Origin of the sequence: Pseudomonas helmanticensis, from assembly GCF_900182985.1 — a bacterium.
GTDB lineage: Bacteria > Pseudomonadota > Gammaproteobacteria > Pseudomonadales > Pseudomonadaceae > Aquipseudomonas > Aquipseudomonas helmanticensis.
This window is the reverse complement of the sequence record NZ_FXUY01000001.1, coordinates 3,695,063-3,720,229: the sequence shown is the minus strand read 5'-3', so window position 1 is coordinate 3,720,229 and position 25,167 is coordinate 3,695,063. Positions and strand designations below refer to the sequence as shown.

Annotated in this window: 16 protein-coding genes and 2 tRNA genes; 14 read left to right on the top strand and 4 right to left on the bottom strand. The window is 60.3% G+C overall.

The window, feature by feature from the left end; genetic code table 11:
- The 3 genes from QOL84_RS16660 to QOL84_RS16650 all read left to right on the top strand — a co-directional run bounded on the left by QOL84_RS16660 (window position 1) and on the right by QOL84_RS16650 (window position 4,607).
- Window positions 1–1,188 carry an ATP phosphoribosyltransferase regulatory subunit gene (locus tag QOL84_RS16660; RefSeq protein ID WP_123470915.1) on the top strand — a complete coding sequence of 396 codons (1,188 nt, stop codon included), beginning with the start codon at window positions 1–3 and terminating at the stop codon, window positions 1,186–1,188.
- 54 nt (window positions 1,189–1,242) lie between these two features.
- Window positions 1,243–2,532 (top strand): adenylosuccinate synthase, encoded by a 1,290-nt coding sequence (locus QOL84_RS16655; protein WP_027921980.1) that lies wholly within the window; start codon window positions 1,243–1,245, stop codon window positions 2,530–2,532.
- A 140-nt stretch (window positions 2,533–2,672) separates the two neighbouring features.
- On the top strand, window positions 2,673–4,607 hold the full coding sequence (locus QOL84_RS16650) for a methyl-accepting chemotaxis protein (protein ID WP_129388305.1): 1,935 nt from the start codon (window positions 2,673–2,675) through the stop codon (window positions 4,605–4,607).
- Between the two features lie 110 nt (window positions 4,608–4,717).
- Here QOL84_RS16650 and QOL84_RS16645 read toward each other — a convergent pair whose 3' ends face one another.
- From QOL84_RS16645 to QOL84_RS16630, 4 genes are all read right to left on the bottom strand, one after another.
- The gene (locus QOL84_RS16645; protein WP_129388308.1) at window positions 4,718–6,283 is read right to left on the bottom strand and encodes an ABC transporter permease; all 1,566 of its coding nucleotides are present in this window, start codon (window positions 6,281–6,283) and stop codon (window positions 4,718–4,720) included.
- Window positions 6,283–7,293, bottom strand: coding sequence for an extracellular solute-binding protein (locus tag QOL84_RS16640; RefSeq protein WP_283437906.1), 1,011 nt, complete (start codon window positions 7,291–7,293; stop codon window positions 6,283–6,285). Before QOL84_RS16640 ends, QOL84_RS16645 begins: the two co-directional genes overlap by 1 nt.
- 292 nt (window positions 7,294–7,585) lie before the next feature.
- Window positions 7,586–7,672, bottom strand: a tRNA-Leu gene (locus QOL84_RS16635).
- 181 nt (window positions 7,673–7,853) lie between these two features.
- Window positions 7,854–7,940 (bottom strand) — tRNA-Leu (locus QOL84_RS16630).
- A gap of 226 nt (window positions 7,941–8,166) precedes the next feature.
- On the opposite strand from QOL84_RS16630, the gene rnr reads away from it, so the two are divergent.
- The 11 genes from rnr to QOL84_RS16575 all read left to right on the top strand — a co-directional run bounded on the left by rnr (window position 8,167) and on the right by QOL84_RS16575 (window position 25,041).
- Window positions 8,167–10,797 (top strand): ribonuclease R, encoded by a 2,631-nt coding sequence (gene rnr / locus QOL84_RS16625; RefSeq protein WP_129388314.1) that lies wholly within the window; start codon window positions 8,167–8,169, stop codon window positions 10,795–10,797.
- Window positions 10,794–11,558: a 23S rRNA (guanosine(2251)-2'-O)-methyltransferase RlmB gene (gene rlmB, locus QOL84_RS16620; RefSeq protein WP_283437905.1), complete on the top strand. Its 765-nt coding sequence runs from the start codon at window positions 10,794–10,796 to the stop codon at window positions 11,556–11,558. The genes rnr and rlmB overlap by 4 nt, the downstream gene beginning before the upstream one ends.
- A gap of 276 nt (window positions 11,559–11,834) precedes the next feature.
- Entirely contained in the window at window positions 11,835–12,257 is a 423-nt protein-coding gene (gene rpsF, locus QOL84_RS16615) for a 30S ribosomal protein S6 (RefSeq protein ID WP_038360383.1), read from the top strand.
- Window positions 12,258–12,285: 28 nt separating this feature from the next.
- Window positions 12,286–12,516: a 30S ribosomal protein S18 gene (rpsR, locus tag QOL84_RS16610; RefSeq protein WP_002551829.1), complete on the top strand. Its 231-nt coding sequence runs from the start codon at window positions 12,286–12,288 to the stop codon at window positions 12,514–12,516.
- A gap of 36 nt (window positions 12,517–12,552) precedes the next feature.
- On the top strand, window positions 12,553–13,446 hold the full coding sequence (locus QOL84_RS16605; protein WP_283437904.1) for a hypothetical protein: 894 nt from the start codon (window positions 12,553–12,555) through the stop codon (window positions 13,444–13,446).
- 19 nt (window positions 13,447–13,465) lie between these two features.
- On the top strand, window positions 13,466–13,912 hold the full coding sequence (rplI, locus tag QOL84_RS16600; protein ID WP_008078307.1) for a 50S ribosomal protein L9: 447 nt from the start codon (window positions 13,466–13,468) through the stop codon (window positions 13,910–13,912).
- A gap of 120 nt (window positions 13,913–14,032) precedes the next feature.
- Window positions 14,033–15,430 (top strand): replicative DNA helicase, encoded by a 1,398-nt coding sequence (gene dnaB / locus QOL84_RS16595; protein ID WP_042557399.1) that lies wholly within the window; start codon window positions 14,033–14,035, stop codon window positions 15,428–15,430.
- Window positions 15,431–15,620: 190 nt separating this feature from the next.
- Complete coding sequence (locus tag QOL84_RS16590; RefSeq protein ID WP_129388324.1) at window positions 15,621–17,933, top strand: YgiQ family radical SAM protein; 2,313 nt, start codon at window positions 15,621–15,623, stop codon at window positions 17,931–17,933.
- A gap of 367 nt (window positions 17,934–18,300) precedes the next feature.
- Entirely contained in the window at window positions 18,301–21,576 is a 3,276-nt protein-coding gene (locus tag QOL84_RS16585) for a transglutaminase family protein (protein ID WP_283437903.1), read from the top strand.
- 88 nt (window positions 21,577–21,664) lie between these two features.
- On the top strand, window positions 21,665–24,151 hold the full coding sequence (locus QOL84_RS16580; RefSeq protein WP_283437902.1) for a circularly permuted type 2 ATP-grasp protein: 2,487 nt from the start codon (window positions 21,665–21,667) through the stop codon (window positions 24,149–24,151).
- On the top strand, window positions 24,151–25,041 hold the full coding sequence (locus tag QOL84_RS16575) for a transglutaminase family protein (protein WP_283437901.1): 891 nt from the start codon (window positions 24,151–24,153) through the stop codon (window positions 25,039–25,041). The genes QOL84_RS16580 and QOL84_RS16575 overlap by 1 nt, the downstream gene beginning before the upstream one ends.
- Window positions 25,042–25,167: the final 126 nt, after the last annotated feature.

Genomic DNA, 25,167 nt, shown 5'->3' with positions numbered 1-25,167 from the left:
ATGGCAACGGTAGACCGCTGGCTGCTGCCAGATGGCATCGAAGAAGTACTGCCACCGGAAGCGGCGCGCATTGAAGTCGCGCGTCGTCAGGTGTTGGATCTGTTCCAGAGCTGGGGTTACGAGTTTGTCGTGACTCCCCATATCGAGTACCTGGAATCCCTGCTGACCGGCGCGGGCCAGGACCTGGATCTGCGTACCTTCAAGGTCATCGACCCGCAATCGGGCCGGCAGATGGGTTTCCGTGCCGACATCACGCCGCAAGTGGCGCGCATCGATGCGCACACCCTGCGTCGCGAAGGCCCGAGCCGTCTGTGCTATGCCGGTAGCGTGCTACATGCCCAGCCGCGTGCCTTGTCGTCCTCGCGCAGCCCGATCCAGTTGGGCGCCGAGTTATATGGCGACGCCAGCCCGAGCAGCGACGTTGAAGTGATCAGCCTGATGCTGGCCATGCTGCAACTGGCCGATGTGCCGGATGTGCACATGGACCTTGGGCATGTCGGCATCTACCGTGGTCTGGCGCGTGCCGCCGGTCTGTCCGGTGAAGTCGAGCAGCAGTTGTTCGATGCGTTGCAACGCAAGGCCATCGACGAGGTCATTACCTTGACCGAAGGCTTGCCGGCCGATCTGTCCGGCATGCTGCGTGCGCTGGTTGACCTGTGCGGTGGCCGTGAAGTGTTGAGCGCTGCGCGCGAGCGTCTGGCCAATGCGCCGGCGCCGGTTTTGGCGGCACTCGAAGATTTGCTGGCGATCGCCGAGCGTCTGTCGGCGCGCTTCCCGCAGCTGCCGCTGTATTTTGATCTGGGCGAATTGCGCGGCTACCACTACCACACCGGTGTGGTGTTCGCGGTGTTCGTACCGGGCGTTGGCCAGTCCATCGCTCAGGGCGGTCGTTATGACGACATCGGCGCGGACTTCGGTCGCGCGCGTCCGGCGACAGGCTTCTCCACCGATTTGAAAACCCTGGTGACCCTGGGGCGTGCTGAGATCGAGCTACCGTCTGGCGGTATCTGGATGCCTGACAGTACGGATGCGGCACTCTGGCAGCAGGTTTGCCAGTTGCGCAGTGAGGGTCAGCGTGTCGTTCAGGCGTTGCCTGGACAACCTTTGGCCGCCGCCCGTGATGCGGACTGCGACCGGCAATTGATTCAGCAGAACGGGCTTTGGCAAGTATCGCCACTGGCTTCTTGAGTTTTCCTGCCGGCCATCGCCGGCACCAAGTTTGCGCGAATGAGGACAAGTGTTATGGGTAAGAATGTCGTAGTCCTGGGCACCCAATGGGGTGATGAGGGCAAAGGCAAGATCGTTGATCTGCTGACCGAACATGCTGCCGCCGTAGTGCGCTACCAGGGTGGCCACAACGCGGGTCACACGCTGGTGATCGACGGCGAAAAAACCGTCTTGCACCTGATCCCGTCGGGCGTGCTGCGCGAAGGCGTGCAGTGCCTGATCGGCAACGGCGTGGTGGTTGCACCTGACGCCCTGCTGCGCGAGATCACCAAGCTGGAAGAGAAAGGCGTACCGGTGCGTGAGCGCCTGCGTATCAGCCCGTCCTGCCCGCTGATCCTGTCCTTCCACGTGGCGCTGGACCAGGCCCGTGAAAAGGCCCGTGGCGAGTTGAAGATCGGCACCACCGGTCGCGGCATCGGCCCGGCTTACGAAGACAAGGTTGCACGTCGTGGACTGCGTGTTGGCGATCTGCTGAACATGCCGCGCTTCGAAGACAAGCTGCGTGAACTGGTGGATTACCACAACTTCATGCTGGTCGGTTACTACAAAGAGCCGGCTATCGAGTTCGAAAAAACCCTCGCCGAGTGCAAGGAATACGCTGAGCTGCTGAAGCCGCTGATGCTCGACGTCACCGCTGAGCTGCACGACCTGCGTCGCGCCGGCAAAGACATCATGTTCGAAGGCGCCCAGGGTTCGTTGCTCGACATCGACCACGGCACCTACCCGTACGTGACCAGCTCCAACACCACCGCAGGTGGCGTGGCGACCGGTTCGGGCGTTGGCCCGATGTTCCTCGATTACATCCTGGGCATCACCAAGGCTTACACCACTCGCGTCGGTTCCGGTCCATTCCCGACTGAGCTGTTCGACGAAGTTGGTGCACACCTGGCCAAGCAAGGTCACGAGTTCGGCGCTACCACCGGCCGTGCCCGTCGTTGCGGCTGGTTCGACGCCGTTATCCTGCGTCGCGCGATCGATGTGAACAGCATCTCGGGCATCTGCCTGACCAAGCTGGACGTCCTCGACGGCCTGGAAACCATCAACATCTGCGTCGGTTACAAAGACGCGCAAGGCAATGCCGTTGCCCCGACCGACGCTGACAGCTACGTAGGCCTGCAGCCTGTGTACGAAGAAGTGCCGGGCTGGACCGAATCGACCGTGGGCGCCAAGACCCTGGAAGAGCTGCCAGCCAACGCTCGTGCCTACATCAAGCGCGTTGAAGAGTTGATCGGCGCGCCGATCGACATTATTTCGACGGGCCCGGACCGCAACGAAACCATCGTTCTGCGTCATCCGTTTGCTTGATAAGTTGTTGATGTAAAAAAACAAAGGCCCCTTGATCGGGGCCTTTGTCGTTTATGCCTGTTGGACGGCATGACCTTTGCTGTGAATCTTCCTACAAGAGTGCCATCAAATTAATGGCGTCAGAAGTAGAGGTATTCACAGTGTCGGCCGTTCTCTCACTGTTACAAAGCCGTTTGTTGCGCCCGGTATTCGTTACCCTTGGTATCGCCCTTTTGGTGCAAGTGCTGGTCGCCGTCGCCCTGACGCGGAGCACTGTCACTGCGCTGGAAGCTGATTTGGCCGTGCGCCTCGGTGCCGACAGTCAGAAACTCTCCGGCGAACTGGAGCAGGCCGGACGCGAAGTCACGTCGAGCCTGGACAACCTCTCGAGCAGTACCCGTCAGCGTCTGACTGCGGGTTTATCCACGCGTCTGAAGGACGAGCAGGTACAACTGCGTGCGACCCTGGAAAAGGACCTGAAAGATTCGGCCAATGACATGGCCCAATTACTCGCTTCCGTCGCCCCGCGCGCGATGTGGGACAGTGACGTACCGACCCTGTCCGAGTTCGCCCGGCGCGCCCAGCGCAATCCCAACGTGCTGTTCGTGGTGTATGACGACGCCACCGGTCAGCACCTGACCCGTTATCTCAACCGCGAAAACCCGATCAACAAGGCCTTGCTGGAAAAAGGTCAGGGCGAGCGTGCGCTGGATAAAGTGCTGGATGCGGCGAAACACGATCCGTCGGTCTACTACCTCGAAGCCTCGATCAATCCCAATGGTGTGGAAATCGGCAAGGTGCTGATGGGGGTTTCCACGGCCTCGGTGGACACCGATCTGGCGGCGCTGGATAAACGCTTCTCGGCGTTGATCGCCAGCAGCGATCAACTGGTCGGCGCGAGCCTGCAAGGGGCGGCGGCGGACAGCGCCAAAGCAATGCAGGCGCGCCTGCAGTCGGCGCAAGCCACCGCGGTCGAGATGAAATCCAACACCGCCAATACCGTTCAGGAGGCCGCCGCGACCCTGCGCTGGCGAATCGGTATGGGCCTGGCGCTGGTGGGTTGCGGCGTGTTGCTGTTACTGGCCGTGGTGCTCGGCCATCGCGTGGTCAATCGCTTGAAAATGCTCAACGCGGCCATGGACGATCTGGCGGCGGGCGAGGGCGATCTGACCAAGCGTGTACAGATCAACAGCAAAGACGAAATCGGTGACATGGCTTCGGCGGTCAATCGCTTTGTAGATAAGTTGCAGCCGATCGTGCGCGAGGCGGGCGATGTTGCGCAGCGAACCGGTGTCGAGATTGGCGCAATGACCTTGCGCAATGCTGGCGCCGATGCGGCCGCCGGCATGCAGCGTGATGAAGTGGCGGAAAGTCTGCGCGCACTGTCGCAAATGGCCGATGAGGCGCAGTCGGAAAGCCACGCGATGCAGGCGGCGCTGAAGCAGGTGGTGGATATCCGTCAGGCCACTGACGAAAACACCCGCACCTCGGCCAAAGTTGGCAATTTGATCGAAGCGCTGGCCGGGCAGGTCGATACCGGAGCCAAGGTGATCGAGCGTCTGGCGCAGCAGAGTGAACAGATTGAAGTGGTGCTGACGGTGATTCACGGGATTGCCGAGCAGACCAACTTGCTCGCCTTGAACGCGGCGATCGAGGCGGCGCGTGCCGGTGAAACCGGGCGGGGTTTTGCGGTGGTGGCCGACGAAGTCCGGGCGCTGGCGAGCAAGACACAAAGCTCCACCGGCGATATTCAGGCGCACATCGTCGCGTTGCAGCAGGGCGCGCGTGAAGCGGTCGAGGCGATTGGTCAGGCCGGGCGTCAGGCCAGCGAAGGTTTGCTGGTGTTGCGCGACAGTGCGCGGTTGCAGCAGTCGGTGCAGGTGTCGGTCGAGCAGGTGCATGCAGCGATTGGTCTGGCAACGCAAGCGGCGGCGCATCAGGCGCAGGGTGCACAGGCTGTGCGCGGGCGGGTCGAGACCATTCATGCACAGGCCGAGAAAGCCGCGCAGGCGGTGGTGGAGACCACGGCGAGCGGCAAGGTGCTGGATGGTCTGGCGGCGCAGCTGAAGGCGAGCTTGGGGCAGTTCAGGGCTTGATGGTGTAATTCAGGGCCCTTTCGCGAGCAAGCCCGCTCCCACATGTTGATCGCATTCCAGTGTTGGAATACGGTCAACATGTGGGAGCGGGCTTGCTCGCGAAGGCGATCTCAGCGGCTCAGATACATCCGGGTCGTCAGCAGATATACAGGCAAGCCGGACACCAATATCAACAACGCCGCATAAGGCGCCGCCGCCGCAAACTCGACATTCGCGGTATGCGCCCACACTTCGGTCGCCAGCGTATTCAGCCCGGTCGGGCTCAATAGCAACGTCGCCGTCAATTCCTTCATTGCATCGAGAAACACCAGCGCAAACGCGGCGCCCAATGCCGGGAAGATGATCGGCAGCGTCACCCGGCAAAACGCCGTGAACGACGAAGCGCCCAGCGTGCGTGCAGCCTCTTCAAGTTGCGGCGCAGCCTTGTTCAGGGCCGTGCGGATCGGCGCCTGTGCCAGCGGCAGAAACAGCAGCGCATAAGCGATCAGCAGCAATCCCGACGTCTGGTACAGCGCCGGCACGTAATGCAGGGCGAAATACACCAGCGTCAGCGCAATCACCAACCCTGGCAGCGCATGCAGCAGATAAGGCAGGCGTTCGGCCCAGATCGCCAGTTGGCCTTTGTAACGCACCACCAACAACCCGACCGGCACCGCCAGTACCAGGCACAACGCGGCGCCGCCGAGCGACAACGCCAGCGACGACAGCAAAGCCTCAGTGATCGCCGCCACCGGGAATGCCGCCGATGAGCCGACCGCTAGCCAGTACGCCAGCATCCCCAGCGGAATCCCGCTGCCAACAATCGCCAGTATCAGGCAATACAACTGACCGACCGTGGCCCATGGCCCCAGTCGAACTTGCTCGGCCTGACGCGCTGCGCCTTGACCGGTGCGCACATGTCGACCCTTGCCGCGCACGCGTAATTCCAGCCACAACAACAGCAGACACAACGCCAGCAAAACGGCCGAAAGCATCGCCGCGTTGGCGTTACTGAATTCCAGTTCGAATTGTTGGTAGATGGCAGTTGTGAAAGTTTGCAGGCCGATGATCGACAACGCGCCGAACTCCACCAGCATGTGCAAGGCAATCAGCAGCGAGCCGGCCAAGAGCGACGGCCAGAGCAGCGGCAGGGTGACGCGAAAAAACACCCCCCAACGATTCTGCCCCAGCGTGCGCGCCGACTCTTCAAGGGACGGATCAAGATTACGCAGGGTGGCCGCCACTGGCAGAAAGATCAGCGGATATTTCGACAGGCTCATCACCAGAATCGCGCCGCCAAGCCCTTCGAACTGCGCGCTCAGCGATACCCAGGTGAAACTGCTGACAAACGCCGGCACCGCGAACGGCAGGCAGAGGATCACGCCCCACAAGCGTCGGCCCGGCAGATTGCTGCGTTCCAGCAGCCAGGCCAGCGACAGGCCGATCACGCCGCAAGTGAGCGTCACGCCGACCATCAATGCCAAAGTGTTGCGCAGCAGTCCGAACACATACGGGCGCCACAACAAATGCAGTGCCTCGGCCCAGCCGGCCTGCCAGGCTTTGAGTCCGACGTACGCCAGCGGCAACAGGCTCATGACCACCAGCAGCAACACCGGCAGTACCAGCCAGATCGATGGCCGCTTGCGCTTTGGCACATAACCCCCGCGCGCGGCGGGGGCGGATAACGATGCGGTCATCAGTTCAAGCCAACTTCACGTTCCAGCTCCAGCGCTTCTTCGGCATTGCCCAGATCGGCCGGTGTTACGTTCGGCGCTTCCAGCGCGCTGAACGGCTTGAGCCCGCGATCCGATTCCATGCCTTTGTGCAGCGGGTATTCGGCGGTGGTCTGGGTGATTACGCGCTGGCCTTCTTCGCTGGCCATGTAGGCGAGGAATTGCTGGGCTTCTTTTGGATGCTTGCTGGATTTCAGCACGGCCGCGCTGGACACGGTGATCAAGCCGCCGACGTCGCCGCCGCTGAAGTAGTGCAGCTTGGAGTCGAGTTTGCCTTTCTCGCGTTGCAGGGCGAACCAGTAGTAGTTGTTCACCAGCACGGTGGCGACTTCGCCGTTTTCCACAGCTTTGAGGGCGACCATGTTGTTGCTGTAGGTCTTGCCGAATGCGCGCAGGCCGGTCAGCCATTCTTCGGCGGCGTCGCGACCGTGCATTTTAATGATCGCCACGGCTTGTTCCTGAAAGGCGCCGCTGGTCGGTACGAAGCCGACTTTGCCTTGCCATTTCGGGTCGGAAAATTCCATCACCGATTTTGGCAGGTCTTTTTCGTCGACCAGTTTCGGATTATAGGCGACCACGCGAACGCGCGCCGTCACGCCGATCCAGGTGCCGTTACCGGCGACGTATTTTTCCGGCAAAACCGCCAGGGTGGCGTCATCGGTTTTGGCCAGCAGGCCCAGTTCGCCAAGGTTGTTCAGCGGCGGCGATTCTTCGGTGTAGATCACGTCGGCGGGGGAGCGCCCGCCTTCTTCGATGACCTGGCTGGCGAGCTGATTGCTGCTGCCTTTGCGGACATTGACGTGAATGCCGGTCTTGGCTTCAAAGGCTTTGGCGATCGCGTCGCCGACTTCCTTGTGCTGGCCGTTGTAGAGAGTCAGGGAAACCGCATCGGCAGCCTGGGTGAGGGGAGTGGCGAGCGCCAGGCCGAGGAGGGTGAAGGTCAGGCCTCGGCGCAGGGTATTTCGAAACGTCATTCGCAGGGTTCCTCACTGTCGCATTGCAAAAACTTGCAACAATGATAAACGATATTGTTTCTCAAGTGCGCCTTGCGAGAGGCTGCCAGCTCTGATACGGCGTCTGTGTTGAACCGTAGGAGCTGCCGAAGGCTGCGATCTTTTGATCTTGCTCTTTGGAAAAACAAGATCAAAAGACCGCAGCCTTCGGCAGCTCCTGCATGGAGATATCAGGGTTTCGGGAGGGCAGAAACGCAAAAACCCGCTTTCGCGGGTTTTTGTGAAATCCAGGGTCGTAACCTTGAATTTGAATTGGTGCCCAGAAGAAGACTCGAACTTCCACGACCGTAAGGTCACCAGCACCTGAAGCTGGCGTGTCTACCAATTTCACCATCTGGGCAATCATCGCGAGCGTTGCCGCTGTTGATGTGGCGCACTATACGGAGCGCCTTTTGATCTGTAAACCCCTGATTTAATTTTAATAAATCGGTTTTAAGAAAACCCGGGCTTAGAATGCAAAAAACCCGCTTTCGCGGGTTTTTGTGTGAGTCTTGAAACTGATCTAGTCTCAAACTCGAAATTGGTGCCCAGAAGAAGACTCGAACTTCCACGACCGTAAGGTCACCAGCACCTGAAGCTGGCGTGTCTACCAATTTCACCATCTGGGCAGTATCGGCAACGCTTGTACGTCGTCGATGGCGCGCACTATACGGAGCGTCTTTTTAACTGTAAACCCCTGTCAGCAAAAAACATGATTTTTTTTACCAGCGGTGTTCAAAACGGCTTCTCAGTGTCGATACAGGGCCTCTGTTGGGCCTTATATAGTCGGAAATTTCCCGTTTCATGGCGCCTATGCCAAACTAACCCGCATATAGACAAGGTGAAAACTCTCTAATGGCCGATTGGCAGTCCCTCGATCCCGAGGCCGCTCGTGAAGCGGAAAAATATGAAAACCCTATTCCTAGCCGCGAACTGATCCTGGCGCATCTCGCCGATCGGGGTTCGCCTGCTGCCCGTGAGCAACTGGTTGAAGAATTTGGTCTGACCACAGAAGACCAGATTGAAGCCCTGCGCCGCCGCCTGCGCGCCATGGAGCGCGACGCTCAACTGATCTACACCCGTCGTGGCACGTATGCGCCGGTCGACAAGCTCGACCTGATCCTCGGTCGCATCAGCGGCCACCGTGACGGTTTCGGCTTCCTGGTGCCGGACGACGGCAGCGATGACCTGTTCATGAGCCCGGCGCAAATGCGCCTGGTGTTCGACGGTGACCGTGCGCTTGCCCGTGTTTCCGGTCTCGACCGTCGCGGTCGTCGCGAAGGTGTGATCGTCGAAGTCGTGTCGCGTGCACACGAAACCATCGTCGGTCGCTACTTTGAAGAAGGCGGCATCGGTTTTGTCGTCGCTGACAACCCGAAGATCCAGCAAGAAGTGCTGGTCACCCCGGGCCGCAATGCCAACGCGCAGATCGGTCAGTTCGTCGAAGTGAAAATCACCCACTGGCCGACGCCACGTTTCCAACCGCAAGGCGATATCGTCGAAGTGGTCGGCAACTACATGGCACCGGGCATGGAAATCGATGTTGCCCTGCGCACCTACGACATTCCGCACGTTTGGCCTGAAGCCGTGCTGAAAGAAGCGGCCAAGCTCAAGCCGGAAGTCGAAGAGAAAGACAAAGAGAAGCGCGTCGACCTGCGCCATCTGCCGTTCGTCACCATTGACGGCGAAGATGCTCGCGACTTCGACGATGCTGTTTATTGCGAAGCCAAACCGGGCAAGCTGCGCCTGTTCTCCGGCGGCTGGAAGTTGTACGTGGCGATTGCCGACGTTTCCAGCTACGTGAAGATCGGCTCGGCGCTGGACAACGAAGCGCAAGTGCGCGGTAACTCGGTGTACTTCCCCGAGCGTGTTGTGCCGATGCTGCCTGAGCAACTGTCCAACGGCCTGTGCTCGCTGAACCCGCACGTCGATCGTCTGGCCATGGTTTGCGAGATGACCATCTCCAAGTCCGGCGAAATGACCGACTACTGCTTCTATGAAGCGGTGATCCATTCCCACGCTCGTCTGACTTACAACAAAGTCAGCGCGATGCTGGAAACGCCTAAAGTCACCGAGGCGCGTCAGCTTCGCGGTGAGTACAACGACGTTCTGCCGCACCTCAAACAGCTTTATGCGCTGTACAAGGTGCTGCTGGCTGCTCGTCACGTACGTGGCGCGATCGATTTCGAAACGCAGGAAACCCGAATCATCTTCGGTACCGAGCGCAAGATTGCCGAAATCCGTCCGACCACCCGTAACGACGCGCACAAGCTGATCGAAGAATGCATGCTGGCGGCCAACGTCGCTACCGCTGAATTCCTCAAGAAGCACGAAATTCCCGCGCTGTATCGCGTCCACGATGGCCCGCCGCCGGAGCGTCTGGAAAAACTCCGCGCCTTCCTTGGTGAACTCGGCCTGTCCCTGCATAAAGGCAAGGACGGCCCGTCGCCGAAGGACTACCAGGCATTGCTGGCGAGCATCAAGGATCGTCCGGATTTCCACCTGATCCAGACCGTGATGCTGCGTTCGCTGAGCCAGGCGGTGTATAGCGCCGACAATCAGGGCCACTTCGGCCTGAATTACGAAGCCTATACCCACTTCACTTCGCCGATCCGTCGTTACCCGGACCTGCTCACGCACCGCGCAATCCGCAGCGTGATCCATTCGAAACAGGACACCCCGCACGTTCGTCGTGCCGGGGCGATGACCATTCCGAAGGCGCGTATCTATCCGTACGACGAAGCGGCGCTGGAGCAACTCGGCGAGCAGTGCTCGATGAGCGAGCGCCGTGCCGACGAAGCGACCCGCGACGTGGTGAACTGGCTCAAGTGTGAGTTCATGAAGGATCGCGTGGGCGAATCGTTCCCGGGTGTGATCACCGCCGTGACCGGTTTTGGCCTGTTCGTCGAGCTGACCGATATCTACGTCGAAGGCCTGGTGCATGTCACCGCGCTGCCGGGTGACTACTACCACTTCGATCCTGTGCATCACCGCTTGGCGGGCGAGCGCACCGGTCGCAGCTTCCGCCTTGGCGATACCGTTGAAGTGCGCGTGATGCGCGTTGACCTCGACGAGCGCAAGATCGACTTCGAGATGGCTGAAAAAACCATCAGCGCGCCGATCGGTCGCAAAAAACGCGGCGCTGAAACTGCCGCGCCAGCCGCCAAGGAAAAAGCCGAAGCGGCGCCAGCGAAAACTGCTGGTCGCCGTCCGGCCAAGGAAAAGGCTGCCGAAGCCTATCGCCCAAGCGACGCCGTGGCGAAAAACGCCGAACTGCGCAAAAGCCGTGAAATGAAGAAAGCTCTGCTTTCCGACGCCAAAAACGGTGGTAAAGCGGCGCCTGGGGGAAAGACCGGGCGGTCGGCGCCTGAAAAGGCCTCCGGCGGCAAGCCAGCGAAACCGAGCAAACACCGTAAAGGCCCGCCAAAAGCGGGTGCTGCTCCAGCCAAAAGTGGCGGGGCGCGTAAACCGAAGGCGAAGTCATGAGTCAGTTGGAAAAAATCTACGGCGTTCACGCGGTAGAAGCGTTGCTGCGTCACCACCCGAAACGCGTCAAGCAGATCTGGCTGGCTGAAAGCCGCAACGATCCGCGCGTGCAGACCCTGGTTGAGCTGGCCAACGAAAATCGTGTCCAGGTCGGTCAGGCCGAGCGCCGCGAAATGGACGCCTGGGTTGAAGGCGTTCACCAAGGCGTGGTTGCGGAAGTCAGCCCGAGCCAGGTCTGGGGCGAAGCAATGCTCGACGAGTTGCTCGACCGCACTGACGGCGCACCGCTGTTGCTGGTGCTTGACGGCGTGACCGATCCGCACAACCTCGGCGCTTGCCTGCGTTCGGCCGATGCGGCCGGCGCGCTGGCGGTGATCGTGCCGAAAGACAAGTCGGCGACCTTGACCCCGGTGGTGCGTAAGGTTGCTTGCGGCGCGGCAGAAGTGATTCCATTGGTTGCGGTGACTAACCTCGCCCGCACCCTGGAAAAACTGCAGCAGCGCGGTCTGTGGGTTGTCGGCACAGCAGGCGAAGCTGAAGTCAGCATCTACGACCAGGATCTGACGGGCCCGACCATTCTGATCATGGGCGCCGAAGGCAAAGGCATGCGTCGCCTGACCCGCGAACACTGCGACTACCTGGTGAAACTGCCGATGGCCGGCAGCGTCAGCAGCCTTAACGTCTCGGTCGCGACGGGCGTCTGTCTGTTCGAAGCTCAGCGTCAGCGCGGCGTAAAAGCCAAGTCAGGCGCGAAGAAATAAGCCTCCTGTAGGAGCTGCCGCAGGCTGCGATCTGTTGATCTTGTCTTTTAAAACAGAATCAAAAGATCGCAGCCTTCGGCAGCTCCTACAGGTGTCTCTCGGTGATTGTTCAAATAATCACCAATTGCCTTGCACCTCTTCTGTCCCTTCTCTACAATTGCGCCCCTTGCTGTGACGGCAGGCACGCATGTGCCCCGCGCCAGCAAGTCCATAAGTGTCATTCACTCCTTGTCTGACCGTTTTTGAGCGGCAGGCTACAACCCGTAAGGAGCATTCATGCGTCATTACGAAATCATCTTTTTGGTCCACCCGGATCAAAGCGAGCAAGTCGGCGGCATGGTTGAGCGTTACACCAAGCTGATCGAAGAAGACGGCGGCAAAATCCACCGTCTGGAAGATTGGGGCCGTCGTCAACTGGCCTACGCAATCAACAATGTTCACAAGGCTCACTACGTGATGCTGAACGTTGAATGCACTGGCAAGGCCCTGGCCGAGCTGGAAGACAACTTCCGCTACAACGATGCAGTGATCCGTAACTTGGTCATCCGTCGCGACGAAGCCGTAACTGGCCAGTCCGAGATGCTCAAGGCTGAAGAAAACCGCAGTGAGCGCCGTGAGCGTCGCGACCGTCCTGAGCACGAAGGCGCTGATAGCGCTGATAGTGATGACAGCGACAACAGCGATAACGCTGACGAGTAATCCACGGACCTTTTAAGGAGCCTATCAAATGGCACGTTTCTTCCGTCGTCGTAAATTCTGCCGCTTCACCGCTGAAGACGTGAAAGAGATCGATTACAAAGATCTCAACACTCTGAAAGCCTACGTATCCGAGACCGGCAAAATCGTTCCAAGCCGCATCACCGGTACCAAAGCTCGTTATCAGCGTCAGCTGGCCACCGCTATCAAGCGCGCCCGCTTCCTGGCCCTGCTGGCCTACACCGACAGCCACGGCCGCTGAGACCGGGCAGTCGACAAGTAGCAAAGGATTGAATGCATGCGTGCCTTAGCTGAGTTCATCATGCGAGGCCGTATGCAGGCCGCTCTCGTGGTGGCCGGATGTGCAACATTGCCGTTGTTGTATTGGTTGGGTGCTGCCGCCGCAAGCCTTGTGCTGCTGCGGCGCGGACTGACGGACGCCCTGGGTGTTCTGTCTCTGGGGCTGCTGCCAGCGTTGATCTGGTGGCTATACGCCGATGACCCACGGGCACTTCTGGTGCTGCTGGGGTCTTCGGGGCTTGCGTTGGTTTTGCGCGCAAGTGAGTCCTGGGTTCGTACGCTGCTGGTCAGCGTAGTGATTGGGGTGGTGTTTTCGGTGGTGCTCGGGGCAGCGTTTGCAGCCCAGATCGAGATGCTCGCGCAGGCCCTTATAAAGGTCATGCCGGCGCTTCTCGGTGAGACCTACAAGCAATTGTCGGTCGAAGAGCAAGCGCGTTTCGCGTCCCTGATTGCACCGGTCCTGACCGGACTGATTGCGGCCTTGTTGCAGATCGTCAGCGTGCTGAGCCTGATTGTCGGGCGTCATTGGCAGGCGTTGTTGTACAACCCGGGTGGTTTTGGTCGCGAGTTTCGCGCCATCCGGATCCCGCTGGGGCCGGCGATGTTACTGCTGGCGTTGATGCTTCTGGGCCCGAATCTCGGTGCACAGATGGCCATGTTGACGCCGTTGTGCAGTGTACCGCTGGTGTTCGCCGGACTTGCCCTGATTCACGGGCTGGTCGGGCAGAAGCGACTGGCCGGTTTCTGGCTGGTGGGGTTGTACGTCACGTTGTTGCTGTTCATGCAGCTGATCTATCCGTTGCTCGTGGTCCTGGCCATTGTCGACAGCCTGATTGATTTTCGCGGTCGTCATGTGTCGAAAGACACCGACAGCGCGAACGGTGAAGGTTAAAAGTTAAGAGGATTTTCACATGCAACTGATCCTTCTGGAAAAAGTCACCAACCTGGGCAACCTGGGTGACAAAGTGAACGTTAAGGCCGGTTACGGTCGTAACTACCTGCTGCCTTACGGCAAAGCTACCGCCGCGACCCCAGCGAACATCGCTGCGTTCGAAGAGCGTCGTGCCGAGCTGGAAAAAGCTGCTGCAGACCGTAAAGCATCGGCTGAAAGCCGTGCTGCCCAACTGGCCGAGCTGGAAGTGACCATCACTGCCACCGCTGGCGACGAAGGCAAGCTCTTCGGTTCGATCGGTACTCACGACATCGCTGACGCACTGACCGCCTCCGGCGTTGAAGTTGCGAAAAGCGAAGTTCGTCTGCCGAACGGCACCATCCGCAACGTGGGTGAATTCGACGTGGCTGTGCACCTGCACGCCGAAGTTGAAGCCACCGTACGCGTTGTCGTGGTAGCAGCTTAAGCAACACCTGATCGGCTGGCGGCTTGCCCGTCAGACGGTTAACATCGGGCACGATCCTGTTTACAGGTCGTGCCCTTTGTCTTTCTGAATTCCCCGTTTTTCCAAACAACACAAGTGGCCATGAACGATATCTCCGCTCCCGAGCAATACGATCTGCAAACCGCTGCCCTGAAGGTGCCGCCGCATTCCATCGAGGCCGAACAGGCTGTACTCGGTGGTCTGATGCTGGACAACAACGCCTGGGAACGCGTGCTTGATCAAGTCTCCGACGGCGATTTCTATCGACATGACCACCGCCTGATCTTCCGTGCGATCGCCAAACTGGCCGATCAGAACTCTCCGATCGACGTCGTGACCCTTGCCGAGCAATTGGACAAGGAAGGTCAGACCTCGCAAGTCGGCGGTCTCGGATACCTTGGCGAACTGGCGAAAAACACGCCGTCTGTCGCCAACATCAAGGCCTATGCGCAGATCGTCCGCCAGCGTGCGACGTTGCGCCAACTGATCGGCATCAGCACCGAGATCGCCGACAGCGCCTTCAACCCGGAAGGTCGCACCGCCGAGGAAATCCTCGACGAAGCCGAGCGGCAGATCTTCGCAATTGCCGAGGCCCGCCCGAAAACCGGCGGCCCGGTGGGTGTGAATGAGTTGCTGACCAAGGCCATCGACCGCATCGACACCTTGTTCAACACCGACAACGCCATCACTGGTCTGTCCACCGGTTACACCGACCTCGACGAGAAAACCAGCGGCCTGCAACCAGCCGACCTGATCATCGTCGCCGGTCGTCCTTCGATGGGTAAAACCACCTTCGCCATGAACCTGGTGGAAAACGCCGTACTGCGCAGTGACAAAGCAGTGCTGGTGTATTCCCTCGAGATGCCAGGTGAATCGCTGATCATGCGTATGCTCTCCTCGCTGGGTCGCATCGACCAGACCAAAGTGCGTTCCGGTCAACTGGAAGACGATGATTGGCCGCGCCTGACCTCGGCGGTCAACCTGCTCAATGACCGCAAGTTGTTCATCGACGATACCGCCGGCATCAGCCCGTCGGAAATGCGTGCGCGTACCCGACGCCTGGCGCGTGAGCATGGTGACATCGGCCTGATCATGATTGACTACCTGCAATTGATGCAGATTCCAGGATCCGGCGGCGACAACCGGACCAATGAGATTTCGGAAATTTCGCGTTCCCTGAAAGCCCTGGCCAAGGAATTCAACTGCCCGGTGGTGGCGCTGTCCCAGCTCAACCGTTCCCTCGAGCAACGACCGAACAAACGGCCAATCAACTCCGACCTCCGGGAATCCGGAGCGATCGAGCAGGATGCTGACGTCATCATGTTCGTGTACCGGGACGAGGTGTATCACCCGGAAACCGAGCACAAAGGCATCGCCGAGATCATCATCGGCAAGCAGCGGAACGGGCCGATCGGCTTTATCCGCCTGGCGTTTATCGGCAAGTACACGCGCTTCGAAAACCTCGCGCCGGGCAGCTACAACTTCGACGACGACGAGTAATCGTCGTCGCCTGATCTGGCCTCTTCGCGAGCAGGCTCGCTCCCACATTTGGAATGCGTTCAAATGTGGGAGCGAGCCTGCTCGCGAATGGGGTCGGCACAATTTCCGACCACAGCCGTCGGAATTGGTCAAAATTTGTGCTATATTCCGCGCCCGCGAAATTCAATGAAAGCCAACACCGGTTATCGACATGCAAGCAGCCAAGCCGTTATTTGACTATCCAAAGTACTGGGCCGAATGTTTCGGGCCAGCGCCATTCCTGCCGATGAGCAGGGAGGAGATGGATCAGCTTGGCTGGGATTCCTGCGACATCATCATCGTCACCGGTGATGCCTACGTCGATCACCCGTCGTTCGGCATGGCGATCATCGGCCGGCTGCTGGAGTCGCAAGGCTTCCGCGTCGGGATCATCGCCCAGCCAAACTGGCAGTCGAAAGACGACTTCATGAAGCTCGGCGAGCCGAACCTGTTCTTCGGCGTCGCGGCCGGCAACATGGACTCGATGATCAACCGCTACACCGCCGACAAAAAGATCCGTTCTGACGACGCCTACACGCCAGGTGGTATGGCCGGCAAACGTCCGGATCGTGCAAGCCTGGTCTACAGCCAGCGTTGCAAGGAAGCCTACAAAAACGTGCCGATCGTCCTCGGCGGCATCGAAGCCTCGCTGCGCCGCATCGCGCACTACGATTACTGGCAGGATCGCGTGCGTAACTCGATCCTGATCGACGCCTGCGCCGACATTCTGTTGTACGGCAATGCCGAGCGCGCGATTGTCGAAGTCGCCCAGCGCCTGTCCTACGGTCACAAGATCGAAGACATCACTGACGTGCGCGGCACCGCGTTCATTCGTCGCGATACGCCGAAAGACTGGTACGAAGTCGACTCGACGCGTATCGACCGTCCGGGCAAGGTCGACAAGATCATCAACCCGTACGTGAATACCCAGGACACCCAGGCCTGCGCCATCGAGCAGGAAAAAGGTCCGGTTGAAGATCCGCAGGAAGCCAAGGTCGTGCAGATCCTGGCCAGCCCGCGCATGACCCGTGACAAGACGGTGATTCGTCTGCCATCGGTTGAAAAGGTCCGTGGCGACGCTGTTCTGTATGCCCACGCCAACCGCGTGCTGCACCTGGAAACCAACCCGGGCAACGCCCGTGCGCTGGTGCAGAAGCATGGCGAAGTCGACGTCTGGTTCAACCCGCCGCCGATTCCGATGACCACTGAAGAAATGGACTACGTGTTCGGCATGCCTTACGCCCGTGTTCCGCACCCGGCCTACGGCAAGGAAAAAATCCCGGCCTACGACATGATCCGTTTCTCGGTGAACATCATGCGTGGCTGCTTCGGTGGCTGCACCTTCTGCTCGATCACCGAGCACGAAGGCCGGATCATCCAGAACCGTTCCGAAGAGTCGATCATTCGCGAAATCGAAGAGATCCGCGACAAGGTGCCAGGCTTCACCGGCGTCATCTCCGACCTCGGCGGCCCGACCGCGAACATGTACCGCATCGCCTGCAAGACGCCGGAAATCGAATCGGCGTGCCGCAAGCCGTCCTGCGTGTTCCCGGGCATCTGCCCGAACCTGAACACCGACCACTCGTCGTTGATTCAGCTGTACCGCAGCGCCCGTGCCTTGCCGGGTGTGAAGAAGATCCTGATCGCCTCCGGCCTGCGCTACGACCTCGCGGTCGAGTCGCCGGAGTACGTCAAAGAGCTGGTGACCCACCACGTTGGCGGTTACCTGAAGATCGCCCCGGAACACACCGAGGAAGGTCCGCTCAACCAGATGATGAAACCGGGCATTGGCAGCTATGACAAGTTCAAGCGCATGTTCGAGAAGTACACCAAGGAAGCGGGCAAAGAGCAGTACCTGATTCCGTACTTCATCGCCGCTCACCCGGGCACCACCGACGAAGACATGATGAACCTGGCCTTGTGGCTCAAGGGCAATGGCTTCCGCGCTGACCAGGTGCAGGCGTTCTACCCGTCGCCGATGGCCACCGCCACCGCGATGTACCACTCGGGCAAGAACCCGCTGCGCAAAGTCACTTACAAGAGTGACGCCGTGACCATCGTCAAGAGCGAAGAGCAGCGTCGTCTGCACAAGGCGTTCTTGCGTTATCACGACCCGAAAGGCTGGCCGATGCTGCGTGAAGCGCTGACTCGCATGGGCCGCGCTGACCTGATCGGTTCAGGCAAGGATCAGTTGATCCCGACGCACCAGCCGACCACCGACAGCTACCAGAGCGCCCGTCGCAAGAACTCGACGCCGGCCGGCAGCCATAAAGTGGCGAAGGAAGGCAAAGAGAAGACCACCAAGATCCTCACTCAGCACACTGGCTTGCCGCCACGTGCCAGTGATGGCGGTAATCCGTGGGACAAGCGTGAGCAGGCCAAGGCTGCGGCGTTCGCCCGCAACCAGCAGGCGGCCAAGGAACGTAAGGACGCCGCGAAAGGCAAAGGGCCGAAGCCGACCCGCAAGCCGGTCGTACCGCGCTAAGTTGCTTTTTAGCTGAACAGAACGCCAACCTTTGGGTTGGCGTTTTGCGTTTCATGGTTCAGGAAATGTGTTGAGGCTACTGACGCCTTCGCGAGCAAGCCCGCTCCCACATTTGATCGGCGGTGATTCGCCTGTTTGTGTCTAGCTCGAACCTCCTGTGGGAGCGGGCTTGCTCGCGAAGAGGCCAGCGCAGACACCTCATCAACACCTGCCTGCCACATTTAGGCGCAACTTCGCCAAACCATTTCCCCGCATCGCCCGATTTTGGTGCTGTACTGCCTTAAGCATTCCGGGAAAGCGCCCAAGCCTCTGCATGGCATAAGTCTTGCGCGCTTTCGAATACGCTTAGGCTCGCAGGAGGCACGCCGTGTCGATTCATGTCGCATTGCATCACGTTACGCATTACCGCTACGACCGCGCTGTCGAACTCGGCCCGCAGATCGTTCGCCTGCGCCCGGCCGCCCACAGCCGCACGCGGATTCTGTCGTATGCGCTGAAAGTCTCGCCCGAGCAGCATTTCATCAACTGGCAGCAAGACCCGCAGGGTAACTACCTCGCGCGACTGGTATTCCCCGAGAAAACCGCTGAGCTGCGCATTGAAGTCGATCTGCTCGCCGAAATGGCCGTGTTCAATCCGTTCGATTTCTTCCTCGAACCCTACGCCGAAAAAATTCCCTTCGCCTACGCCGCCGATGAGCGCAAGGAGCTGGCGCCGTACCTCGAAACCCTGCCACTGACGCCGAAATTCAAAGCCTATCTGGACGCCATCGACCGCACGCCGCTACCGGCGGTGGACTTTCTGGTCGCGCTCAATCAACGCCTGAGCGAAGACATCGGCTACCTGATCCGCATGGAGCCGGGCGTGCAGACGCCGGAACACACCCTCGAACACGCCTCTGGTTCCTGCCGCGATTCGGCGTGGTTGCTGGTGCAATTGCTGCGCAACCTCGGCCTGGCCGCGCGATTTGTTTCCGGCTACCTGATTCAACTGACGGCCGACGTGAAAAGTCTCGACGGTCCGTCCGGCACCGAAGTCGACTTCACCGACCTGCATGCCTGGTGCGAGGTGTATCTGCCGGGTGCGGGCTGGATCGGTCTCGATGCCACGTCAGGGCTGTTCGCCGGCGAAGGGCATATCCCGTTGGCTTGTAGTCCCGATCCTTCCTCGGCAGCCCCGATCAGCGGCTTGGTCGAACCGTGCGAGTGTGTGTTCAGCCATGAAATGTCGGTTGAGCGAATCTGGGAGGCGCCACGCGTCACCAAGCCGTACACCGATGAGCAATGGCTGGCGATTCAGGCATTGGGCCGGCAGATCGATGCCGACCTGCTGGAGGGCGATGTGCGCCTGACCATGGGCGGCGAGCCAACCTTCGTGTCCATCGATGACCCGGACGGTGCCGAGTGGAACACCGCTGCATTGGGTGACGATAAACGTCGGCTCTCTGCCGAACTGTTCCAGCGCATGCGCAAACATTACGCACCGCAGGGGCTGGTGCATTTTGGGCAGGGCAAATGGTATCCCGGTGAGCAACTGCCGCGCTGGGCGCTCAATTGCTATTGGCGTCGTGATGGCGTGCCGATCTGGCACAACGACGCCTTGATCGCCGATGAGCAACAGGACTACGGCGCCGACGGCGAACTCGCCGGACGCTTTCTGGCCAGTGTCGCCGAACGCCTGAAATTGCCTGTGCGCTTTGTGTTCCCGGCCTACGAAGACAATTTCTATTACCTCTGGCGTGAGGGCACGTTGCCGAGCAACGTCAGCGCCGAAGATTCGCGTCTTGAGGAACCTCTGGAGCGCGCACGCTTGCGCAAAGTCTTCAGCCAGGGCCTGAACAAAGTAATCGGCCAGGTATTGCCGCTGGCGCGCACCGCCAAGGGTGATCAATGGCAGAGCGGGCGCTGGTATCTACGTGACAAGCACTGCCGTCTGGTGCCGGGTGATTCGCCGCTGGGTTATCGCCTGCCGCTCGGTTCGCAGCCGTGGGTGAAGGCCGCCGAGTATCCGTTTATTCATCCCCGGGATCCCAATCAGGATTTTTCCGAGCTGCCGCAAACCGCACAGCTCAACCGTCACGGCGAACCGGCGACGGCTGAGGACCGTGCGCCGAAGATCGACGAATCTGCTGACTGGCTGACCCGCACCGCGTTTTGCGCCGAAGCCCGCGAAGGGCGGTTGTACCTGTTTATGCCGCCGCTGGAGCAGGTCGAGGATTATCTGCAACTGGTCGCGGCGATCGAGGCCACTGCCGAAGAATTGCATTGCCCGGTATTGCTCGAAGGCTACGAGCCGCCAAGCGATCCGCGCCTGAGCAACTTCCGCATCACCCCGGATCCGGGCGTGATTGAGGTTAACGTGCAGCCATCGGCGACGTGGGACGAATTGGTCGAGCGCACTGAATTTCTCTATGAGGAGGCGCGGCAAACCCGCCTGACTACCGAAAAATTCATGATCGATGGTCGCCATACTGGCACCGGCGGCGGTAACCACTTTGTGCTCGGAGGGGCGACGCCGGCGGATTCACCGTTCCTGCGCCGCCCGGATCTGCTGCGCAGCCTGATCAGTTACTGGCACAACCATCCGTCGTTGTCGTATCTGTTTTCCGGATTGTTCATCGGCCCGACGTCGCAGGCACCGCGTGTCGACGAGGCGCGCAACGATGCCTTGTACGAACTGGAAATCGCTTTCGCGCAGATGCCAGCGCCGGGCGAAGAATGCGCGCCGTGGCTGGTCGATCGACTGCTGCGTAACTTGCTCATCGACGTTACCGGCAATACTCATCGTGCCGAATTCTGCATCGACAAACTGTATTCGCCGGACGGCGCCACCGGGCGTCTTGGCTTGCTGGAACTGCGCGCGTTCGAAATGCCGCCGCACGCACGCATGAGCCTCGCTCAGCAGTTGCTGCTGCGAGCATTGGTCGCACGCTTCTGGCGCGAACCTTATGCGCCGCCGAAACTGGCGCGCTGGGGCACCGAGCTGCATGACCGTTTTCTGCTGCCACACTTTATCGAGCAGGACTTCGCCGACGTCATCGTCGAACTGAACAGCGCCGGTTTTCCGCTAAGGGCGGAATGGTTCGCCGCGCATCTGGAGTTTCGTTTTCCCAAGGTTGGCGATTATGCGGTCAACGGTATCGAGCTGGAGTTGCGGCAGGCACTGGAGCCATGGCATGTGCTCGGCGAGGAGGGTGCGGCGGGTGGCACGGTGCGTTACGTCGACTCTTCGCTGGAGCGCTTGCAGGTCAAGATCAAAGGCCTGCCACCGCAGCGCTATTTGCTGACGTGTAACGGCATCGCCGTGCCGTTGCACCCGACCGGGCGCGTTGGCGAATTCGTTGCCGGGGTGCGCTATCGCGCCTGGCAGCCGGCCAACTGTCTGCAACCGACAATACCCGTGCACGCGCCGCTGGTGTTCGATGTGCTCGACACCTGGATGGGCCGTTCGCTGGGCGGCTGCCAATACCATGTCGCGCATCCGGGCGGGCGCAATTACGAGACGCTGCCGGTCAATGCCAACGAAGCCGAGAGCCGGCGCATGGCGCGTTTTTTCCGTGTCGGACACACGCCGGGGAAACTTCCTGTACCGAATGTGGAAATCAGTGACGAGCTACCGATGACAATCGATTTACGACGTTTCTAGGGCCTACACGACACGCGGATTTTTCGTATATCCGCGCGTCATGTGCCTGCGTTAGTCTGACCGTTCCCTGCTGTCTGCCGAGCTTTCCATGCCTGACCTGCTAGACCGCTACCCGCTGACGGCGGGCACTTATCACGAACTGCTCGACGGCTGCGGCGCGGTGCGTCCGCACTGGAGGCGACTGTTCGATCAGTTGCAACGCAGCACCCCGGCGCAACTGGTGCAGCGCCAAGCGTTGCTGGCGCGGCAGATTCAGGAAAACGGCGTCACCTATAACGTCTATGCCGACCCGAAAGGCGCGGACCGGCCGTGGGAACTGGATCTGCTGCCGCATGTGATTGCGGCGGATGAATGGCAACAACTGTCGGCCGGAATTGCTCAGCGGGCGCGATTACTCAATGCCGTGCTGGCCGATTTGTATGGGCCGCAGCGGCTGATCAGCGCAGGTTTGCTGCCCGCTGAGCTGGTGTTCGGGCATAACAATTTTCTCTGGCCGTGTCAGGGCATTGCGCCGCCGGAAGGCGCCTTTCTACATCTTTACGCGGTGGATCTGGCGCGCACGCCGGACGGCCGCTGGTGGGTCACTGCCGATCGTACCCAGGCACCGTCGGGCGCCGGGTATGCGCTGGAAAACCGCACCATCGTTTCCCGTGCCTTTCCCGAGCTGTACCGCGATCTGAAGGTGCAGCATCTGGCCGGATTCTTCCGCACCTTGCAGGAAACCCTCGCGCGTCAGGCGCCGGCCGGTAATGATGCGCCGCTGGTGGTGTTGCTGACGCCGGGGCGCTTCAACGAAAGTTATTTCGAACATTTGTATCTGGCCCGCCAGCTCGGTTATCCGCTGGTCGAGGGCGGTGACCTTACCGTGCGCGACGCCACGGTCTACCTGAAAACCCTCAGCGGTTTGCGCCGCGTCCACGCGATCATGCGCCGCCTCGACGACGACTTCTGCGATCCGCTGGAGCTGCGCACGGATTCGGCGCTCGGCGTTCCCGGGCTGCTCGAAGCGGTGCGTCAGGGCCGGGTCCTGGTGGCCAATGCGCTGGGCAGTGGCGTGCTCGAATCACCCGGATTGCTCGGGTTTCTGCCGAAGATCAATCAATACCTGTTCGGCGAAGAACTGATCCTGCCGTCCATCGCAACGTGGTGGTGCGGTGAGGCGCCTGTGTTGGCTCAGGCGCTGGAAAAACTGCCTGAACTGTTGATCAAACCGGCGTTTCCTTCACAAAGCTTCGCCCCGGTATTCGGCCGTGATTTGAGTGAAAAACAGCGCGATGAGCTCGCCGCACGCATGCGGGCACGACCATACGCCTATGTGGCGCAAGAATTGGCGCAGCTGTCGCAGGCGCCGATCTGGCAAGCCGAAAACGGTCAGTTGCAACCCCGGGCGATCGGCATGCGCATGTACGCCGTCGCCAGTCGCGATGGTTATCGAGTGCTGCCCGGTGGCCTGACCCGCGTGGCCGCCGAGGCCGATGCCGAAGTGGTGTCGATGCAACGCGGCGGTGCCAGCAAGGACACCTGGGTGCTCGGTGATCGTCCGCCGAGCGGCGAGCAATGGAAAACCCAGCGCAATGTCGGCGTGCATGACCTCGTGCGGCGCGATCCTTATCTGCCCTCGCGAGTGGTGGAAAACCTGTTCTGGTTCGGCCGATATTGCGAGCGCTGCGATGACAGCGCGCGACTGCTGCGGATCATGCTCGCGCGGTATGTCGATGGCGATGACCCGCAAGCCTTGCAGGCAGCCGTCGATCTCGGCGAGCGCCTGACGCTGTTACCGGACGAAGGCGAATTGCCGGAACGCTTGCTGGCCGCGCTGCTTGGCGATGACTGGTCGTTCAGCCTGCGCTCCAACCTGCAACGTTTGCAGTGGGCAGCCTCGCAGGTACGCGGCAAACTCTCGCGGGAGAACTGGCAGGCGTTGGTCGAGTTGCAGCGCGAAGCCACAGAGCTGGATACCGAAGAGCCGGATTTCGGCGAACTGCTGGATTTTCTCAACCGTCTGGTGATGTCGCTGGCGGCGTTGTCCGGGTTTGCGCTGGACGACATGACGCGCGACGAAGGCTGGCGTTTCCTGATGATCGGGCGGCGTATCGAGCGTCTGCAATTTCTCAGCCGCAGTCTGGCGGCATTTCTGCGCGGCGCCGCAGCGTTCGATCAGGCGGGGCTGGAATGGCTTCTCGAACTGGGCAACAGCAGCATCACCTACCGCTCACGTTATCTGGCCGTAGCGCAGTTGATTCCGGTGCTCGACCTGTTGTTGCTCGATGAACAAAACCCACATGCGGTGTTGTTCCAGTTGAAACTGGTCACGCGCACCTTGAAACGCCTGAACGATGATTTCGGCGTGCCGCGTGAGGCTGGGCTGCCGCCATTGGTCGAGCGTCTGGCGCGGTTCGATCTGGGCTGCCTGGAAAACCCGCTGTTCGGCGAGACCAGTGTGCGTGCGGCACTCGATGGCCTGGCGGATCTGCTGCAAGAGGTCGCCGAGGCCAGCGGCGAGGTCTCCGATCGTCTGGCGTTGCGCCATTTCGCTCACGTCGACGACGTCAGCCAGCGTACGGTGTCGGTCTGATGAGCGCGCATTACCAGATCTTCCACGACACCTGTTATCACTACGACAGCCCGGTCTCGCTGGCGCAGCAACTGGCGCACCTGTGGCCGCGCGAGTGCCGTTGGCAACGCTGCACCGAGCAGCAACTGCTGATCAGCCCGGAGCCTACGGCGCGGCGCGATGAACTGGATGTGTTTGGCAATCCGCTGACCCGCTTGGCCTTCGAGCGGCCGCATGATGAATTGCAGGTCAATGCACAACTGACGGTCGAAGTGCTGGCGCGACCAGCGCTGGATTTCAATCAGTCGCCGGCATGGGAGCAGACCCGCGATGCGCTGACCTACAGCAGCCAGCCGTTGTCCGCCGACGTGCTTGAGGCTTGTCGTTATCGTTTTCAGTCTCCCTATGTGCATTTGAAAAGTAGCTTCGTCGAGTTCTCGCACAGCTGTTTCCCGCCGGGGCGGCCATTACTGCTCGGTGTGCAGGATTTGATGCAGAAGATCTTCAGCGAATTCACCTTCGATGCAGAGGCGACCCAGGTGGCGACGCCGCTGGTGGAAGTGCTGGAGCGGCGGCGTGGGGTCTGTCAGGACTTCGCGCACTTGATGCTCGCCTGCGTGCGCTCGCGAGGCCTGGCGGCGCGCTACATCAGCGGTTACCTGCTGACGCAGCCACCACCGGGACAGCCACGTCTGATCGGCGCTGATGCGTCCCACGCCTGGGTGTCGGTGTTTTGTCCGGTGCTGGGCTGGGTGGATTTCGATCCGACCAATAACGTGCAGCCGGCGCTGGAACACATCACATTGGCGTGGGGCAGGGACTTCTCTGACGTTTCGCCATTACGCGGAGTGATCCTCGGCGGCGGCAATCATGACCCGGAAGTGCGCGTAACCGTAATGCCCCTGAATTAATGCAAATCAAACTGTAGGAGTGAGCCTGCTCGCGATAGCGGTGTGTCAGCAGCAAATATTTCGTATGACACACCGATATCGCGAGCAGGCTCACTCCTACAGGGGAATTGGGGGTGTTTCTGGGAA

Coding starts and splice junctions, on each gene's coding strand:
- rlmB (WP_283437905.1), top strand. CDS start 10,794: ATGAGTCAGTTGGAAAAAATCTACGGCGTTCACGCGGTAGAAGCGTTG.
- QOL84_RS16575 (WP_283437901.1), top strand. CDS start 24,151: ATGAGCGCGCATTACCAGATCTTCCACGACACCTGTTATCACTACGAC.
- QOL84_RS16660 (WP_123470915.1), top strand. CDS start 1: ATGGCAACGGTAGACCGCTGGCTGCTGCCAGATGGCATCGAAGAAGTA.
- QOL84_RS16645 (WP_129388308.1), bottom strand. CDS start 6,283: ATGACCGCATCGTTATCCGCCCCCGCCGCGCGCGGGGGTTATGTGCCA.
- dnaB (WP_042557399.1), top strand. CDS start 14,033: ATGAACGATATCTCCGCTCCCGAGCAATACGATCTGCAAACCGCTGCC.
- QOL84_RS16655 (WP_027921980.1), top strand. CDS start 1,243: ATGGGTAAGAATGTCGTAGTCCTGGGCACCCAATGGGGTGATGAGGGC.
- QOL84_RS16605 (WP_283437904.1), top strand. CDS start 12,553: ATGCGTGCCTTAGCTGAGTTCATCATGCGAGGCCGTATGCAGGCCGCT.
- rpsF (WP_038360383.1), top strand. CDS start 11,835: ATGCGTCATTACGAAATCATCTTTTTGGTCCACCCGGATCAAAGCGAG.
- rpsR (WP_002551829.1), top strand. CDS start 12,286: ATGGCACGTTTCTTCCGTCGTCGTAAATTCTGCCGCTTCACCGCTGAA.
- rplI (WP_008078307.1), top strand. CDS start 13,466: ATGCAACTGATCCTTCTGGAAAAAGTCACCAACCTGGGCAACCTGGGT.
- rnr (WP_129388314.1), top strand. CDS start 8,167: ATGGCCGATTGGCAGTCCCTCGATCCCGAGGCCGCTCGTGAAGCGGAA.
- QOL84_RS16580 (WP_283437902.1), top strand. CDS start 21,665: ATGCCTGACCTGCTAGACCGCTACCCGCTGACGGCGGGCACTTATCAC.
- QOL84_RS16590 (WP_129388324.1), top strand. CDS start 15,621: ATGCAAGCAGCCAAGCCGTTATTTGACTATCCAAAGTACTGGGCCGAA.
- QOL84_RS16640 (WP_283437906.1), bottom strand. CDS start 7,293: ATGACGTTTCGAAATACCCTGCGCCGAGGCCTGACCTTCACCCTCCTC.